The following is a 14,960-nucleotide window of genomic DNA, read 5'->3' as shown; positions in this document are numbered from 1 at the left end:
ACAGAAAAATGATTGAGGGGACTGAAATGAACATCGTAAATCGTGGTTTTGTCCGGCTGTTCGAAAGATACATGCCGGATCCGTTGATCCTTGCCGTCGTGTTGACCTTTGCGGTCTTCATTGCCGGCATGGTCCTGAAGGGCGTCAGCCCGGTCGGCATGACGGAGGTCTGGTATGGGGGCTTCTTCAAGCTGCATGCCTTTGCAATGCAGATGATACTGGTTCTTGTGGGCGGCTACGCGCTTGCCCGCAGCCCGGCCTTCGGCCGGCTGGTGGATCAAGTTGCAAAACTGGCGACCACGCCCGGCCGCGCCATCGTGCTTGTCACCGGCTTCACGCTTGTGGCCTGCTGGATCAACTGGGGCGTCGGCCTCGTGGCAGGCGCGGTTCTTGCAAGAGAACTGGCCCGCAACGTCAAGGGTGTGGACTATCGCCTCCTGATCGCGGCTGCCTATAGCTCGTTCATTGCCTGGCATGGCGGACTGTCCGGTTCCGCGACCCTGCTTATGGCGACCGAGGGGAATTTTCTTCAGGAAGCAGCGGGCGGATTGATCCCGGTTTCGGATACCATCTTCTCTTCACTGAATTTGACGTTGTCCATTCTGGTCGGACTGACGCTGATCTTGACCTTCTATCTGCTCAGCCGATCCATCACGGAGCCGGTCGGGATTCCTCAGTCGGCGCTTCTGGAAAAGGATGACGGCGTGGAAGCCGATGACGGGCTGCCGGCAACGCGGATGGAGAATTCGCGCCTGCTCGGCATCCTTACCGGCATTCTGGGCCTGGCGACCATTGGCGTCTATTTCCTTCGAAACGGCGGGCTGGATCTGAACGCGGTGATCTTCATCCTCATTTTCACGGGGATGATCCTGCATGGGTCGCTCTCCGCCTATCTGAAAGCGCTGAAAGAGGGTGTTTCCGGGGCTACGGGCGTGGTGATCCAGTTCCCATTCTACGCCGGGATTATGGGCATGATGGCGAGTTCCGGCATGTCCGCCGATCTCGTCCGCTATTTCAGCGAGATCGCGACTGAGGCAACTCTTCCGTTCCTGACCTTTCTCTCGGCGGGATTGCTGAACATCCTCGTGCCGTCCGGCGGGGGGCAGTGGGCCATTCAGGGGCCGATTGCAATCGAAGCTGCGCGCGCCCTCGGCGCCAATCCCGCCCCCACGATTGTGGCTTTCGCCTGGGGGGATGCCTGGACCAACCTGATACAGCCGTTCTGGGCGTTGCCGGCCCTGGCCATCGCCGGGTTGCGTGCCAAGGACATCATGGGCTTCTGCGCTCTGGCCCTGTTCACCACCGGCGCGGTGATCGGCCTCGTCTTGCTGGTTGCAGGGATGATGTAACTCTCAGAGCTCATAGACGGGTATTGGAGCGGTCCATCGTTGCATGTGCAATGGTTGATCGCTCCATGATCGTAGATTCTTGTATTGCAGCGGCGGCCGATCAGAATTTTCTGAAGATGATCTGATTGACTGTGTTCATCATCGCCGGTCGCCTACGCTATACGTCGCTCAAGCGGATAGTTCCGGCCTTGTAGTTGAAGGTGGAAAGGTGTTGCGACTGCAACGCCGGGAAGCATGCGACTGCTTCGGGCCTCGACCGGTTCACTGAACCTGTCGGGAACTATGTCAAGCAATGTTAAGTTCTTGGTGTGGATGGTGGGCGTGACAGGGATTGAACCTGTGACCCCTACGATGTCAACGTAGTGCTCTCCCGCTGAGCTACACGCCCATCCGACGCGCGCATACACCACATATTTGCTGGCGGCGTCAATAGAGTTGGAAGCGATTTTTTCGCTTCCCCCGCGAAGGTCCGGAACATGGCCGGAAAACCCCACCGTAGAAGCAGATTTCGGCCCGCTTCAGGCCGCCTGCAGAAGTTTTTCCACCTCGTTCACGAGGTCGCGCAGATGAAACGGCTTGGAAAGAACCTTGGCGTCACGGGGCGCGTTGGAATCAGGGTTGAGCGCGACCGCAGCAAAACCCGTGATGAACATCACCTTGAGGTCGGGATCGATCTCGGTGGCGCGGCGCGCCAGTTCGATGCCGTCCATCTCAGGCATGACAATGTCGGTTAAGAGCAGGGAGAAAGGCTCTTCCCGCAAACGGTCATAAGCGCCGGCGCCATTGTCGAAATCGACAACGTCATATCCCGCCCTCTCAAGCGCTTTCACAAGAAAGCGCCGCATATCGTCGTCGTCTTCCGCCAGGAGAATCCGTGCCATCGTGTCTTCCGAATCGTGCAAATGCGGCGTCCCGCGAGCCGCTTCGTAGTGATTAGCTATATGATTCTCACGTGGTAAATATCAAGTGAATCCCGCACCCCGCCGGCCCAAGGCAGGCTGGACAGGCGATTGCATGGGTGGCAGGCTCAGACAATGACAAAAAGCGAAGAAGCGCGAACAGACATGGAAGCCGTGACGGATTTCGCGCAAATTCCCGCGTTTGAGGTTGTCTTACCCGCTAACCGGCAATTTCCATTCGTTTTCAATTCGCCGCATAGCGGCCGCCATTATCCCGAACGTTTTCTCGCCATGAGCAGGCTCGATGCGGCCACCATCCGCCGCTCCGAGGATTGCTATGTGGATGAGCTGTTTTCAGGCGCCATCGGTTGCGGTGCGCCCATGCTCATCGCCAATTTTCCGCGCGCCTATCTCGACGTGAACCGCGAGCCCTGGGAACTCGACCCGCGCATGTTCCGCGATCCGGTACCGCCTTACGCGAATATCCGCTCTCCGCGCGTGGCGGGGGGGCTGGGTACCGTGCCCAAGCTGGTGGGCGAGGGGCTCGACATTTATTCAGGCCGGCTGTCCCTTTCGGAAGCCACGGCGCGTATCGAGGGCATCTATATGCCCTATCACGATTGTCTCAAGCGCCTGTTGATCGACACGCATTGCGCCTTCGGCGTGGGCATTCTCATCGATTGCCATTCCATGCCAGCAGGAATCCGCTCGGGCGAGGGCGGGTTACGTCCCGATTTCATCATTGGCGATCGCTTCGGGGTTTCGGCAGCGCCCATTCTTACCGAGTGCGCCATCGGACTTCTTGCCTCGCGTGGCTATTGCGTGGTGCACAACAAGCCCTATGCGGGCGGTTTCATCACCGAACATTACGGCCGTCCGGCGCAGGGGCTGCACGCCCTGCAGATCGAGGTCAATCGTGGGCTTTACATGAATGAGCGCACGCTGGAAAAGACGGAGGGCTTTTATGCTCTCATGGAAGACCTGACGAGCTTCTCCCATGAGCTGATGCTGGTTGCGAACCAGTATTTCTCCGAATATCCGCTCGCTGCCGAATAGCGCATGCTGCATCGCACCTAACGGATGCATAAAAAAAGACCGCATCGCTTCGCGACGCGGTCTAAAGTCTAGGGAGGAAACGCCCAAAAGGGCATTAGGCAGAACAAACTGCCCGATTGAAAGTTTATGTTGCGCTGCACAATTGTCAAGCGTTAACGGGCAATTCATCATAACAATGTGAAGCACTGCTTCACCGGGGCCCGCGCTCCGTTTTCCGGTGCCTTCTATTCCAGGAGACAGACATGACGATTTCGCCGGCCTTTCTGCGCCGCGTCGCGGCCGCTGCGGCCGCTGAAACCCTGCCGCGGTTCCGCCATCCGGTGTCGATCGACAACAAGCTCGCCGGCGGTTTCGATCCCGTCACGGAGGCTGACCGGGAGGCGGAACGGGCAATCCGGGCGCTGATCGTCGAGGATTATCCCGACGATGGCATTCATGGTGAGGAATTCGGCCTTGAACGGGAGGCAAGTGAAAGGCGCTGGATCATCGATCCCATCGACGGGACTCGGGCCTTCATCTCGGGCATTCCGCTCTGGGGCACGCTGGTGGGGCTGACTGCCGGGGGACGCGCGCAGGCCGGGATGATGTCGCAACCCTTCACCGGGGAGTTGTTTTTTGCCACGGGCGAGGGCACCTATTACGAAGGTCCGGGCGGCAACCGGCGGCTTGCGGCTCGCGATACGACCGAACTTTCCGACGCCACGCTCTGCACCACGACGCCGTCGCTTTTCGACCCGCTGCGCCGTCCGGCCTATGACCGGGTGGAAGCTGCGGTCTGCCTGCCGCGCTACGGTACCGATTGCTACGCCTATGCCATGCTGGCTGCCGGGCAGGTCGATCTGGTCATCGAATCCGGCCTGCAGCCCTATGATATCGTGGCGCTCATTCCGATTGTCGAGCAGGCGGGCGGTGTCATTACCACCTGGGCTGGCGGTCGTGCTGAGGGCGGCGGCGATGTTATCGCCGCAGCAACGCCGCGACTGCATGAAAAGGCTATGGCGCTGCTACGCTGAACAGGCAGCGGTTTGCGCCCGGGCGGGTTTCCTGGCGTTGCAGGGGGAGGACGAGCCGAGAAGTTCAGAAGTGCTGGCTGCCGTCGCCGTCGAAGAAGGCGGAGATGGCGGCAAGGGCCTGTTCGCGATAGAAGTCCTTTTCCTGAAGCAGTTCGTGGCGCCCGCCATCGATGGTGAGCATGGAGGCGCTGCGAAGCCGCCGCACGTAACGCTCGATGGCTCGGGTGGAGACCACTCGTTCGTAACCTGCGGCAAGGAACAGGGTCGGAATGTGGATCTGGGCCATGAAGGCCGGCTCCTCCACCTCTTCGATTGCCTTGAACATGGCGCGTGTCCAGGCAATCGTTGGCCCGTTTATGGACAGGCCGGGGCTATCCAGAACCGTTGCGCGGTTGCGCTCGAAGCGCTTTTCATCCGTGCTCAGCGCGTTGTCTGAAAAGGGTGGTGCCTTTTGCGAGCGCCGCCGGCCGGGCATGTAGAGGCGTCCCAGGCCGAGCGCATGAAGCGTGACGGCAAAGCGCCTTACCCAGCGGGTTGTTGCCGGGCTTGCGTAGATGCCCAGGAGCGGAGCGCACAGCACCATGCGGCGCACCCGGTTGACCAGGCCATGGGCCGCCCGCAGCGCAATCAGCGCGCCCATGGAATGCGCGACGATGTGATAGGGACCGCGGCAGTCGGGCAGAACGACGTCCTGGAAAAAGACATCGAGATCGTCTGCGTAGTCGCGGAAATCCTCCACATAGCCGCGGTCGGGGTTTTTCAGGAGCCGCGTGGAGCCGCCCTGACCGCGCCAGTCGAGAATGGCGGTGCCATATCCGCGGCGGGTGAAATCCGCGATGGTCTCGAAATATTTTTCGATGAACTCATTGCGGCCGGGGAGAATGACAATCGTGCCTTTGGTCGAGCCTTCGAGCGGAGCCGTGCGGGCATAGCGCAGCCGCAACCCTTCGCCCACATCCAGCATGCCGGCAATCGTGTTCGCGGGAACCGGGTTTTCCGGGATGTTGACGAGAAGGTCGTCCATGCGCGGATCTGCGGCCTCGGCGGCATTGTCGGTTGAAGGTCGGCAGATTGATAGTGAGGGGCAGAGGCGAAGGCAAGGCAAACGCTGCAACTTCATCTGTTCAGGGTACCGTAAAGAAAGGCCGGAAGCGGCGTCATGCCGCTTCCGGCTTTCGCGCACCGGAGGAAGGGACGTTACATCCGGTGCGTTGGCTGGGGCGGGGCAGGGTCCGCCGAAACGTTGATCACACCATAGATGGGGCAATCTGAACGTTGCCCGAGCGGTTCGTTCATCGTGCGTTCATCGGTGAAGCGCGCGCGTTCAACCCTGCCTCTTGAACCGGATTTTTGACGCACCCATATGAACTCTGCAGCCGCCAGAACGGGGCTGCTGGTTCAAGCGAAACGCCCGAAGCGGGTTTCCTGAAATGAGCCAAACGCGAATTGTTGCTCAAAGGAGAACAGACCATGCGTCACGTCGATTTTTCGCCTCTCTATCGTTCCACCGTTGGTTTCGACCGGCTTTTCAGCATGCTCGACACGCTCGGGCAGCCCGAGAACGCGCAGACCTATCCCCCTTATAATATTGAGCGCACGGGCGATGATGCCTATCGCATCTCCATGGCTGTCGCCGGCTTTGGCCAGGACGACATTTCCATTGAGGCGCATCGCAATGTGCTGACCATCAAGGGTGAGAAGAACGGGGAAGAAAAGGGCGACGGCGAATTGCTCTATCGCGGCATTGCCGCGCGCAGTTTCGAGCGCCGCTTCCAGCTCGCCGACCATGTGGAGGTGACTGGCGCCAATCTCGAAAACGGCCTTCTGCATATCGATCTGAAGCGCAACATCCCCGAGGAGATGAAGCCGCGCAGCATCCCGATTGCCACGGATAAATCCGGCAAGAAGGAAATTGAGGCCAAGGCCCAATAAGCCTCCTGATTCTTTGCAATGATGGCGGCGCCCCTCGTGGCGCCGCTTTTGCTTCAGGCCAGGGCAAGGGGCTTTTTGCGCGAACCGGTCCAAATACGCGCGAGTGCCGCGTCGAGGGAGAGGGCGCCTGCCCCTTTCACCGCGAGATAAAGCAGCAGGAATACCCAAAGGGTTCTCTGGTCGAAGATGAGGCCGTCGGAAAACCGGTCGAACCAGGCTCCTGCCGTCTCCTTGCCGACCTGATGGACGGTAATGTCCACATAGGATTGGACGAGAACGAAGCCTATCATTCCAAGAGCGGCAAGGCGCGTGAACAGGCCGAGCACCACGAGGATCGGAAGGATGAATTCCGCATAGGTGCCGGTCCGGACGATCAGACCCCAGGGAAGGAATGCGACTTGGGAGACGTCCCGGCCGGCCGCTTCGACTGCCGGGAGCGCGATCTGATAATAGGCCCCGTCCGCGATATGGAAAAAACCGGCAATGCCGGGTTCGACCTTCGTCAGCGCAGAATTCAGGAAATAGAAATAGAGGACGGCAAGGAAGCTGAAGCGTGCCGCAAGACCGGGCAACCAGCCTTCCACCGCGCGTTCGAGGCTTGCGAAAACGGTTGCGTATAGCCTGACAAGTGTTGAGACGAAGCCGGTCACTGCGTCAATCCTTTATTGTCGATGGGATGGCGCAACCGGAAAACGCTCCGCTTGTGATCATGAGGCCGATGGCCGAGGCAAGATCGAAGGGAGCGTCCGTTGCGGACTGCTTGTTGAGCACTGCCGCTGCTGCGTCGCCCAATGTCTCGCCGCGCGCCAATTGTTCGAAGAAGAACCATTGCGGTGCCTGCACGAGATGAAGCTCTACGGTCAGGGCCGGACGGGTCACGAGGACGGCCTCGGGCCTGCCTGCCTGAAGCCGTTCGGGCATCGGGCCGGGGCGGTGGGCGATAAAGATGGAATGGATCGCATAGGGCGAGGCCAGAAGAACCATCGCCGGATGCGGCGTGAAACGGGTGTCGGCAAGTTTGTCCGACGGTATGCAGGCAAGGGTGTCGGCGGTCAGCGGAGCGACGTCAGCGGCGTGATAGGCATCGAGCCACGCCCGTTCGAGGCGCGCCACATCCGGGAGATAGGGGAGGTGACGAAGCGGCTCCAGGCTTTGCAGGAAATCCGCGAAGTCATGCCCATACTCGAAGACCAGGGGAGAGCGGGGCGGATGGGTGCGCAGGAAAGCCAGGGCGATGGCGGCGAAATTTTCACCTCCGACCAGGGCAGCCGTCGCCGGAAAAATCTCGCCAAGTGCGGTGACAAGCCCATGGGTGACATTGTTCCTGTAGACGTTGAAGCGCTTTACGGCGCTCTTGCCGCGCGGCCCGCTTACCGATGCGGGTTCGGGCCGATCCGGAGAAAGCACGGCGGCGCTGAAGGCATCGCCATAGGGCACCGGTACGGTTGAAGTGGCCTTGCCGGGTTCAGGACTGAAGGACATGGCGCTTCACGCTCCCTTCGGGCGCACGATAGCGATCCAGAATATGTGTCGCCGCCTCGGCTTCTGCACGCAGAACCGGCCAATCGGGAATGTCCGCATCCCACTCAATCAGCGTGGTTACGGGGCCACGCGCGGCAATGACCTTTTCATAAAGCAGCCAGACGGGATCGGAGACGGGGCGATCATGGCTGTCGATCAGCAGGGGCGCGCCTTCGTCGTCCTCCTGCTCGTCATGGCCTGCGAGGTGAATTTCGCCCACATGTTCGAGGGGAAATTGCGCAAGATAGTCGCCGGCGCTGTAGCCGTGATTGGTGGCGGAGACAAAGACGTTGTTGACGTCGAGAAGAAGACCGCAGCCGGTGCGTTTCACGATCTCGCGCAAGAAATCGGTCTCCTTCCAGGTGGATTCACGAAACAGCACATAGGTGGACGGATTTTCGAGCAGGATCGGGCGGCGGATGGCTGCCTGCATGCGCTCGATATGTTCGCAAACCCGCGTCAGCGTTTCACCCGTATAGGGAAGGGGCAGAAGGTCGTTGAAGAAGATGTCGTCATGCGTCGACCAGGCGAGGTGTTCGGACACAGTGAAGGGCTCATAGCGCTCGACAAGGGCGGCGAAGCGCGAAAGATGAGCCTCGTCCAGCGGATCGGGCCCGCCGATGGACATGCAAACGCCATGCAGGGAAATCGGCAGAAGCGCACGCATCGATTCCAGAAGGGCGTGCGGAGTGCCGCCTGCACCCATGTAATTTTCCGCATGCACCTCCAGAAACCCGATTGAGGTTGGGGCATTGGCAATCGCCTCGAAGTGCTGAGGCTTGAAGCTCGCGCCCGCACGGCCGGCGGGATCGAATGCCGGAAAGCGTTTCCGGGGTTCGGCGAAGGGTTCGAGCGAATGTTCCATGAAGCTCCTCCCGGTGTCGATTGCCACGGTATTTTGCCTTTTTGGACACTATCGTGCCCTTGAGACAGCATAGTTGACCTATCTCGATTAGTCACTCGCGCCGATATTCTGGGGAGCGGATCGAGGGTTTTCGTGCCCTCGGGAACGGCCGGGTTCGACACCTGTTTAGAAGTTCGTTCGGCAAGCGCGAATTCACACTTCGAGCTCTTGCAGGACATTTAATGATGCGACAAGACTATCAATAGTGGGGCGGCGTCGCACGCCGTTTGATCACTCACAAGGCAGTCTTCAACGCTCCCGCACCCCATCGACCAAAGGGCGTTCCGCTGCCCGTTGGGAGCATTCCTGCTGTCCCATACTCCCATGGCCGACGCTGCACGGGTTGGATGCGCGCCATCTTGTTGGGGATGGAATCTCTCGAACACGTTGCGCCGGACAGTCTGCCAGTACACAATAGCCATAATAGCTCTTTTGGATCAGACCTGCATGAAGTCAATGTCGGCTCGCGAAGCGAAAAACCGCTTCGGATTTCTTATTGATACCGCTCGGCAGGAGCCGGTCTCTATTGAAAAGCACGGACGTCCGGTTGTCATAGTCATGAGTGTTGAAGACTATAAGCGTCTGTCCACCGAAGCCCCGGAACGGAATGCAGGCGACAACCATGACTGACACCGCCGCAACATACCCGGTTGTCGATGTCTTTGCTGGTCCTGGCGGGCTCGGCGAAGGTTTTTGTTCTCTAGACGACGGCAAAGCCAACCCGCGGTTCAGAAGCGCAGCCTCGATTGAACAGGACCGTTTCTCGTTCCAAACTCTGCATTTGCGTCACTTCCTCAGGAGCTTTCCAAGAGGAGAGTTTCCGGAGGACTACTACCGCTACCTTCGGGGGGAAATCCCACTTGAGGAACTTTACGATCTCTATCCGGAGAACAGGGCACATGCCGACCGGTCCGCTTTGCAGATCTCTCTCGGCCCGCAAAATCACGAAACCGTCCGGAAGCTGATCTCCGAGCGTCTGAAATCGGAAACAAGATGGGCGCTCGTCGGCGGTCCGCCGTGCCAGGCTTATTCGCTTGTCGGGCGGTCCCGGATGATGGGTGACCCTGAATTCGAGAAGGATATCCGGCACTTTTTGTACCGGGAGTACCTTCAGATCATCATCGATCATGCACCGCCGGTTTTCGTGATGGAGAACGTTAAAGGGCTTCTGTCCGCAAAGGTGAAGGGCGAACTGGTAATCAACCGGATTCTTGCCGATCTCACCAGTCCCAAGGCGGCACTGGGAAGTACGTCAAATGGTCTTGGCTATCGGCTTTATTCGCTGTCCCAGGATGAACTTCCGGGGCTGGAAGCCGAACCACGGCTGTTTCTTGTCCGTGCCGAGGACTACGGAGTGCCACAGGCGCGGCACCGCATGTTCATTGTCGGCGTTCGCAAGGACATCAGGGTGGTGCCCGGCAGGCTGAAGCCCCGCAAGTCGCCGACCCTCAGGCAGACAATCGGTAATCTCCCGGCAATCCGGAGCGGCCTTTCAAAGGGCGGGGATTCCCTGACCGCATGGCGGAACGAAATCGCCGGCATCGATCCGGCGGCCGTCAGGCTGGAGTTGAACGGTCACGAATATGCCGGTGATCTTATCGATATGATGAGCATTGATCTGGGGCGGCCGCTTCAAAAACTTAATCGCCGGTCAACCCGCTATCCGGCCAAACCTTCTGCGGGACATGATGTTGCCGACAGCATTCATGATCCGCATCTCGATTTTCTGGACGGCCACGAATCGCGCGGCCACATGGCTTCCGACCTTCGCCGTTACGCTTTTGCATCATCGTTTGCATCGATTACCGGCAGAAGCCCCAAGCTTGTGGATTTTCCGGAAAGCCTGCTGCCTGAACACGGCAACGTCGCACTGGGACGCGAGGGGAAGATGTTTTCGGACCGGTTCCGTGTTCAGTTGCCGGAGCAGCCCTCCACAACAATTACCTCCCACATTTCCAAGGACGGGCACTATTTCATTCATTACGATCCCGCACAGTGCCGGAGTCTAACGGTCAGGGAGGCGGCACGCCTCCAGACATTCCCGGATAACTACAAATTCCAGGGACCGCGCACTGCTCAGTATCATCAGGTCGGTAACGCCGTGCCTCCTTATCTGGCGCGGCAGATTGCGGCGATTATCGCGGAGGTCCTGGACGCTATGAAAGACGGAGCCGCGTGACCGACCGGATATCAAAGGAGCACAGAAGCTGGAACATGTCCCGAATCCGGGGCAAGGACACACAGCCGGAACTGCTCCTGCGAAGGCTGCTTCACAGCGCGGGTTTTCGGTTCCGTCTTCACGTATCAGGCCTGCCAGGAAAACCGGATATCGTCCTCCGGAAACACCGGACCGTCATCTTTGTTCACGGCTGCTTTTGGCACCGGCACGAAGGTTGTGCCGGTGCGACAACACCAAAAACCCGAGCCGGGTTCTGGCAGGAGAAATTCCGGCGCACTGTTGAGCGCGACAGGCAGAAGACGATCGAACTGGAACGCGCAGGGTGGAGGGTGCTGATCGTGTGGGAGTGTGAGCTCAAGTCCGATCCGGAGGTGGTCCTGAATGTCGTTAAAAATCAGCTTCTTGGCCCGGAAGGTCGCCCATAGATCGCACACATATCACGTACATTTTATAAATGTACAAACCTCTTATTGACTCACATATCGCAAATATGCACGATATGGAGGCGAAAAGGAGTCTGTATATGCGCGACAAACGAAAAAAGTTCATCGATCTGGCCGAGGCGCGCGTCAACCGTGCGATCAAGGATATCCGGCTGATCGGCAACCTGGCAAACAAGAACTCCTATGAGTATTCCGAAGATGATGCCCGGAAGATCGTTCGGGCACTGCAAAAGGAAGTGGATTCCGCAAAAGCCAGGTTCCTTGGCGACTCCGGCGGAAAGGACACTGATTTCAGATTGGAAGACTAACGATGGCGGGTTACTGGGAATTCAACAAAGCGGACCCCTCAAGCGTCCGGATTGGCGTAACGCAGAGGGATCAGTTCAACAACGATGATGTCGGTCTGGCTGAAGCGCTCGTCAGGGAAGTCATACAAAACTCTTCCGATGCGGGTAACGGAGCCGGTTCCGTCAAGGTCCGCTTCAGTCTGAAAACGCTGAACTCTATTGAAACTGCCGAGCTTGCGAAATACTTCAACGGTCTTCAGCCGCACCTTGATGCATGCGGAATCAAGCGCCCCGACTATGAAGAGGGCGCAATACGTGTTCTGGTAATCGAGGATTATAATACGAAAGGGCTGACCGGCAGCTTTGAAGAACCTGACAAGGATAACTTCGACAATTTCTGGCGCGCTGTCGGGGAGTCGGAAAAGTCCGGTCAGAAAGGCGGCAGGTGGGGGCTGGGTAAGCTTGTCTATTCCTCTTCATCGCGCGTTCGATCTTTCTTCGGGGCGACCGTTCGTGCCGGAGAGAATAGCCCGTCCGTCATGGGACAGGCCGTGCTGGCAAATCACTCAATCGGAAATGTCTACTATCCCGCGCACGGTTTCTGGTTTGAGGGGCGATCGGGAAACGGCCTCAACTTCCAGCTGCCCGTGAATGATCCCCATGCGGTTGAAGCCTTCCGAACGCTGTTCGGTGTGGAACGCAGCAGCCAGCCGGGCCTCAGTATTATTATCCCCTATTTTATTGATGGCATCACCGAGGACACCATCCTCTCCGGCGTGGTGAACAACTATTACTTTCCGATTCTCGCAGGGAAGCTGGAAGTTGAGGTCGGCGAGACGCTGATCAGCGCATCCACTTTTCTGGATGTCGCCGCCAGCGTCGAGAAAAAGGGTGCGCATGTTCCGTTCCCGTTTGTAAAGGAAATCAGTGACGCACTGGGTTCCACAACAGCGGCAGGTGCGTCGGGGACGATTGGCGACTCCCGGCTGTTGCCCGATCATCTGTCACCCGAGCAGATTGAAGCGATGAAGGCCGCATTCTCAGCCGGTAATCTCGTCCATCTTCGCGTGCCGGTTGTGCTGAAACCCAAAGGCAAAGCGCCGCAAACCGGAAACATCGATCTCTTCATAAAGGCTCTGGCCGAAGGTGAAGAGCCTTTCTCCCTGTTTGCCAGAGGCCCCATCACGCTGCCGGGCGAGCGGCATTTTACCGGCGCCGTTGCCCGTGGTGCCATGATTGCACACGATGACATTGTGGCGGAATTTCTTGGTGACGCGGAGAATCCGGCGCACACAGCGTGGAATTCCAATGCGGAGAAGCTGACCTCCCGTTGGGACAGTCCGCGAAAAACGCTTTCTGCGATCAGACAGTCATTGCGCGATCTCTACAACATGATCGCAGACCAGAAAGAGACCCAGGATGAGGATGCGCTGATCGACTTCTTTTCTCTTGCCGACAAAGCGCAGGCTTCAAAGGGAAAGAAAAAGCGCGTCAAGAAGCCGAAACCTGAGATTCCGCCAAGAGAAGCGGCAATCCGCATCAATCCGGTCAATGGCGGTTTTGAAATCCTTGCAGGACCGGGAGCGCAACAGTGGAGCTTTCCAAGACGGATACGCCTTCGGATGGCGTATGACATGATCGGCGCTGATCCCTTCAAGAGATTCAGCCCGTTCGATTTTGATCTGAGCAAATCAAAACAGATTATTTTTGAAAGGACTGGCGGTGAAATCAAAGCTGCCAAGCCCAATACCCTTTATTTTGATGTCACGGGGCCGGATTTTTATCTGAAAGCCAGCGGCTTTGATGTCGTGCGTGATCTGATCGTGGATGCGAGGGCCTTGTAATGAGCACGGCGAAGAGACGCATTAACTCAACGGGCCGCAAGCGCATAGGGCGCGAATGTATCGAGATCAGTATGCTTGAAACTGCACCCGACGAGCCGTTGAAAGCGAAAGTTTCACTGAAACTCGACAATCAGAATTTCCCCGGAGACGCGACGGTTGCTGTTGAAGCGTATCATCGCTCGTCCGGAATGCGGTTCGATTGCGGAACTGTAAACGCGCTGAATGTTCCGGATGTACTGGTCCTAAGCGAAGTGGACAAGAGCGGTTCCGTTCTGTTCCGGCTGAAGGTGGTCGATAATGATGCAGAGCCGGGAAAACTGCTTGGGTCGGCAGAACGTCTGAAACCCAAAAGTGAAGACGACAGCGACGGTCGTCGCAGTATCTTTCCGATACTCTACAGCGATCTTCGCCACGATGTCTGGAAGGTTGAGATCGAGCAGGGAGACCGCCCCGTCCTTGTTGTGAACAAGCGAATTCCGGGGTTTTCACACAAGCTTTTGGAAAGTCCTATGATGCAGGGACTTTTACTTCCGGCAGCTTTGCGTTTCGTCCTCAAGGACCTTGTCAGAGTGTCCGACACGGGTGAGGAGGACGACGAACCTGGATGGAAGGAAGAATGGCTCGAGTACTGCCGGAACGAACTCGGAGCGGCAGACGATCCGCGCGAACTTCCCGATGAGATTTCGAAAGAAAACTGGATTGATGACGTTGCAATGCGGTTTTGTGAAAACCTGTCACTGGTGGACAGGATCAGAACTGCTGCGGAGGAACATTAATGGCGGGGAAATTCAGAAAGCTTAACGAAGCCGGGATCGCTGCGTTCACCGATTACATCAGAGACGGGGCAGAAGGACCGCCACCGTATCACCTTCTTGAGAGTCCGGAAACGTCTGCGCCGCTTGACTTCCATATTGAACCCGGAACCGGACAGTTCGATGACCGGTACATGTTCGGCGTCTATCTGAATACGCTGCTTAAGCAATTCGACGCCGCCGCCATCAGCGGCGATAAAGGGCTGTGGAGTGCTCTCGCCCTGCATTGGTTCGACAGGCTTTGCCCGCCGGATGCCGGTGGAAACCGGTCACCGAAGCAGGAGTATCTGTACGCACTCAGCTCTGATTACCGCCACTATTACCGTCACCTGGTACGCTCCCCCTGGCAGCTTGTAAAAGACCACGGTGAAGCGTCGCGCTTTCTTCTGATTGCGCCGCGTAAGTCGGCGCACCCCCTCAGTGTGCATGGGGAAATACTCGAACAGTTTGGCGGCCGGCAGCAGGTCCTTGGGAGCAGGCCCATCATCAAGGCGGCAAACAAGCTGTATTTTGATAACGGGAAGTCGCGCCCGCGCACCGGCGTTGCGGGCAACGGTCGAGGCAGTGCCCGACGCTTTGGGCTCGTCCTCCGCCAGCTGGACCTGACCTATGATCCGGAATGCATGGCTGACAGTGCATTCATTGGAATTCTGCCCGATGAATTTGAGAAGTGGCGGAAACTCATGACTGCGGGGCAGGTAAAAGCCGCCTGAACGGGGCT

16 protein-coding genes and 1 tRNA gene are annotated in these 14,960 nt (G+C 58.1%); 11 read left to right on the top strand and 6 right to left on the bottom strand.

The window, feature by feature from the left end; genetic code table 11:
• The first annotated feature begins 26 nt into the window (after nt 1-26).
• Nucleotides 27-1,349: a short-chain fatty acid transporter gene (locus tag NA8A_RS10270; RefSeq protein ID WP_009450379.1), complete on the top strand. Its 1,323-nt coding sequence runs from the start codon at nt 27-29 to the stop codon at nt 1,347-1,349.
• Between the two features lie 313 nt (nt 1,350-1,662).
• Here the strand turns inward: NA8A_RS10270 and NA8A_RS10265 are convergent.
• Nucleotides 1,663-1,737: transfer RNA gene (locus NA8A_RS10265), tRNA-Val, on the bottom strand.
• 130 nt (nt 1,738-1,867) lie between these two features.
• The gene (gene cpdR, locus NA8A_RS10260; protein WP_009450378.1) at nt 1,868-2,230 is read right to left on the bottom strand and encodes a cell cycle two-component system response regulator CpdR; all 363 of its coding nucleotides are present in this window, start codon (nt 2,228-2,230) and stop codon (nt 1,868-1,870) included.
• Nucleotides 2,231-2,413: 183 nt separating this feature from the next.
• Between cpdR and NA8A_RS10255 the strand changes: the two genes are divergently transcribed.
• Together NA8A_RS10255 and hisN are read left to right on the top strand one after the other, a co-directional pair.
• A complete protein-coding gene (locus tag NA8A_RS10255; protein ID WP_009450377.1) occupies nt 2,414-3,304 on the top strand; it encodes an N-formylglutamate amidohydrolase in 891 nt (296 codons plus the stop codon).
• Between the two features lie 242 nt (nt 3,305-3,546).
• On the top strand, nt 3,547-4,317 hold the full coding sequence (gene hisN, locus NA8A_RS10250) for a histidinol-phosphatase (RefSeq protein WP_009450376.1): 771 nt from the start codon (nt 3,547-3,549) through the stop codon (nt 4,315-4,317).
• A gap of 64 nt (nt 4,318-4,381) precedes the next feature.
• On the opposite strand, the gene NA8A_RS10245 is transcribed toward hisN, so the two are convergent.
• Nucleotides 4,382-5,341: an alpha/beta fold hydrolase gene (locus NA8A_RS10245; protein WP_009450375.1), complete on the bottom strand. Its 960-nt coding sequence runs from the start codon at nt 5,339-5,341 to the stop codon at nt 4,382-4,384.
• 446 nt (nt 5,342-5,787) lie between these two features.
• Here NA8A_RS10245 and NA8A_RS10240 point away from each other — a divergent pair, with 446 nt between their 5' ends.
• A complete protein-coding gene (locus NA8A_RS10240) occupies nt 5,788-6,249 on the top strand; it encodes an Hsp20 family protein (RefSeq protein ID WP_009450374.1) in 462 nt (153 codons plus the stop codon).
• 53 nt (nt 6,250-6,302) lie between these two features.
• On the opposite strand, the gene NA8A_RS10235 is transcribed toward NA8A_RS10240, so the two are convergent.
• The 3 genes from NA8A_RS10235 to bufB are packed head-to-tail and all read right to left on the bottom strand — an operon-like array spanning nt 6,303 to nt 8,635.
• Nucleotides 6,303-6,899, bottom strand: a complete 597-nt coding sequence (locus tag NA8A_RS10235) for a DoxX family protein (RefSeq protein ID WP_009450373.1) — start codon at nt 6,897-6,899, stop codon at nt 6,303-6,305.
• Nucleotides 6,900-6,903: 4 nt separating this feature from the next.
• Complete coding sequence (locus tag NA8A_RS10230) at nt 6,904-7,731, bottom strand: HvfC/BufC N-terminal domain-containing protein (protein ID WP_009450372.1); 828 nt, start codon at nt 7,729-7,731, stop codon at nt 6,904-6,906.
• Nucleotides 7,715-8,635, bottom strand: a complete 921-nt coding sequence (gene bufB, locus NA8A_RS10225) for an MNIO family bufferin maturase (RefSeq protein ID WP_009450371.1) — start codon at nt 8,633-8,635, stop codon at nt 7,715-7,717. Before bufB ends, NA8A_RS10230 begins: the two co-directional genes overlap by 17 nt.
• Before the next feature lie 486 nt (nt 8,636-9,121).
• Between bufB and NA8A_RS24645 the strand changes: the two genes are divergently transcribed.
• From NA8A_RS24645 to NA8A_RS10195, 7 genes are all read left to right on the top strand, one after another.
• Nucleotides 9,122-9,304, top strand: a complete 183-nt coding sequence (locus NA8A_RS24645; RefSeq protein WP_009450370.1) for a type II toxin-antitoxin system Phd/YefM family antitoxin — start codon at nt 9,122-9,124, stop codon at nt 9,302-9,304.
• Entirely contained in the window at nt 9,297-10,853 is a 1,557-nt protein-coding gene (locus tag NA8A_RS10220; RefSeq protein ID WP_040672391.1) for a DNA cytosine methyltransferase, read from the top strand. Before NA8A_RS24645 ends, NA8A_RS10220 begins: the two co-directional genes overlap by 8 nt.
• Nucleotides 10,850-11,278 carry a very short patch repair endonuclease gene (locus NA8A_RS10215; protein WP_009450368.1) on the top strand — a complete coding sequence of 143 codons (429 nt, stop codon included), beginning with the start codon at nt 10,850-10,852 and terminating at the stop codon, nt 11,276-11,278. The genes NA8A_RS10220 and NA8A_RS10215 overlap by 4 nt, the downstream gene beginning before the upstream one ends.
• A gap of 98 nt (nt 11,279-11,376) precedes the next feature.
• Complete coding sequence (locus NA8A_RS10210) at nt 11,377-11,604, top strand: hypothetical protein (protein WP_009450367.1); 228 nt, start codon at nt 11,377-11,379, stop codon at nt 11,602-11,604.
• 2 nt (nt 11,605-11,606) lie between these two features.
• Nucleotides 11,607-13,427 (top strand): hypothetical protein, encoded by a 1,821-nt coding sequence (locus tag NA8A_RS10205; protein WP_009450366.1) that lies wholly within the window; start codon nt 11,607-11,609, stop codon nt 13,425-13,427.
• On the top strand, nt 13,427-14,203 hold the full coding sequence (locus tag NA8A_RS10200) for a hypothetical protein (protein ID WP_009450365.1): 777 nt from the start codon (nt 13,427-13,429) through the stop codon (nt 14,201-14,203). The genes NA8A_RS10205 and NA8A_RS10200 overlap by 1 nt, the downstream gene beginning before the upstream one ends.
• Complete coding sequence (locus tag NA8A_RS10195) at nt 14,203-14,952, top strand: hypothetical protein (protein ID WP_009450364.1); 750 nt, start codon at nt 14,203-14,205, stop codon at nt 14,950-14,952. The genes NA8A_RS10200 and NA8A_RS10195 overlap by 1 nt, the downstream gene beginning before the upstream one ends.
• Nucleotides 14,953-14,960: the final 8 nt, after the last annotated feature.

It is taken from the genome of Nitratireductor indicus C115 (assembly GCF_000300515.1).
Classification (GTDB): Bacteria; Pseudomonadota; Alphaproteobacteria; order Rhizobiales; family Rhizobiaceae; genus Nitratireductor; species Nitratireductor indicus.
Note: the sequence above shows the minus strand (reverse complement) of the source record. Positions and strands in the feature narration are given on the sequence as shown.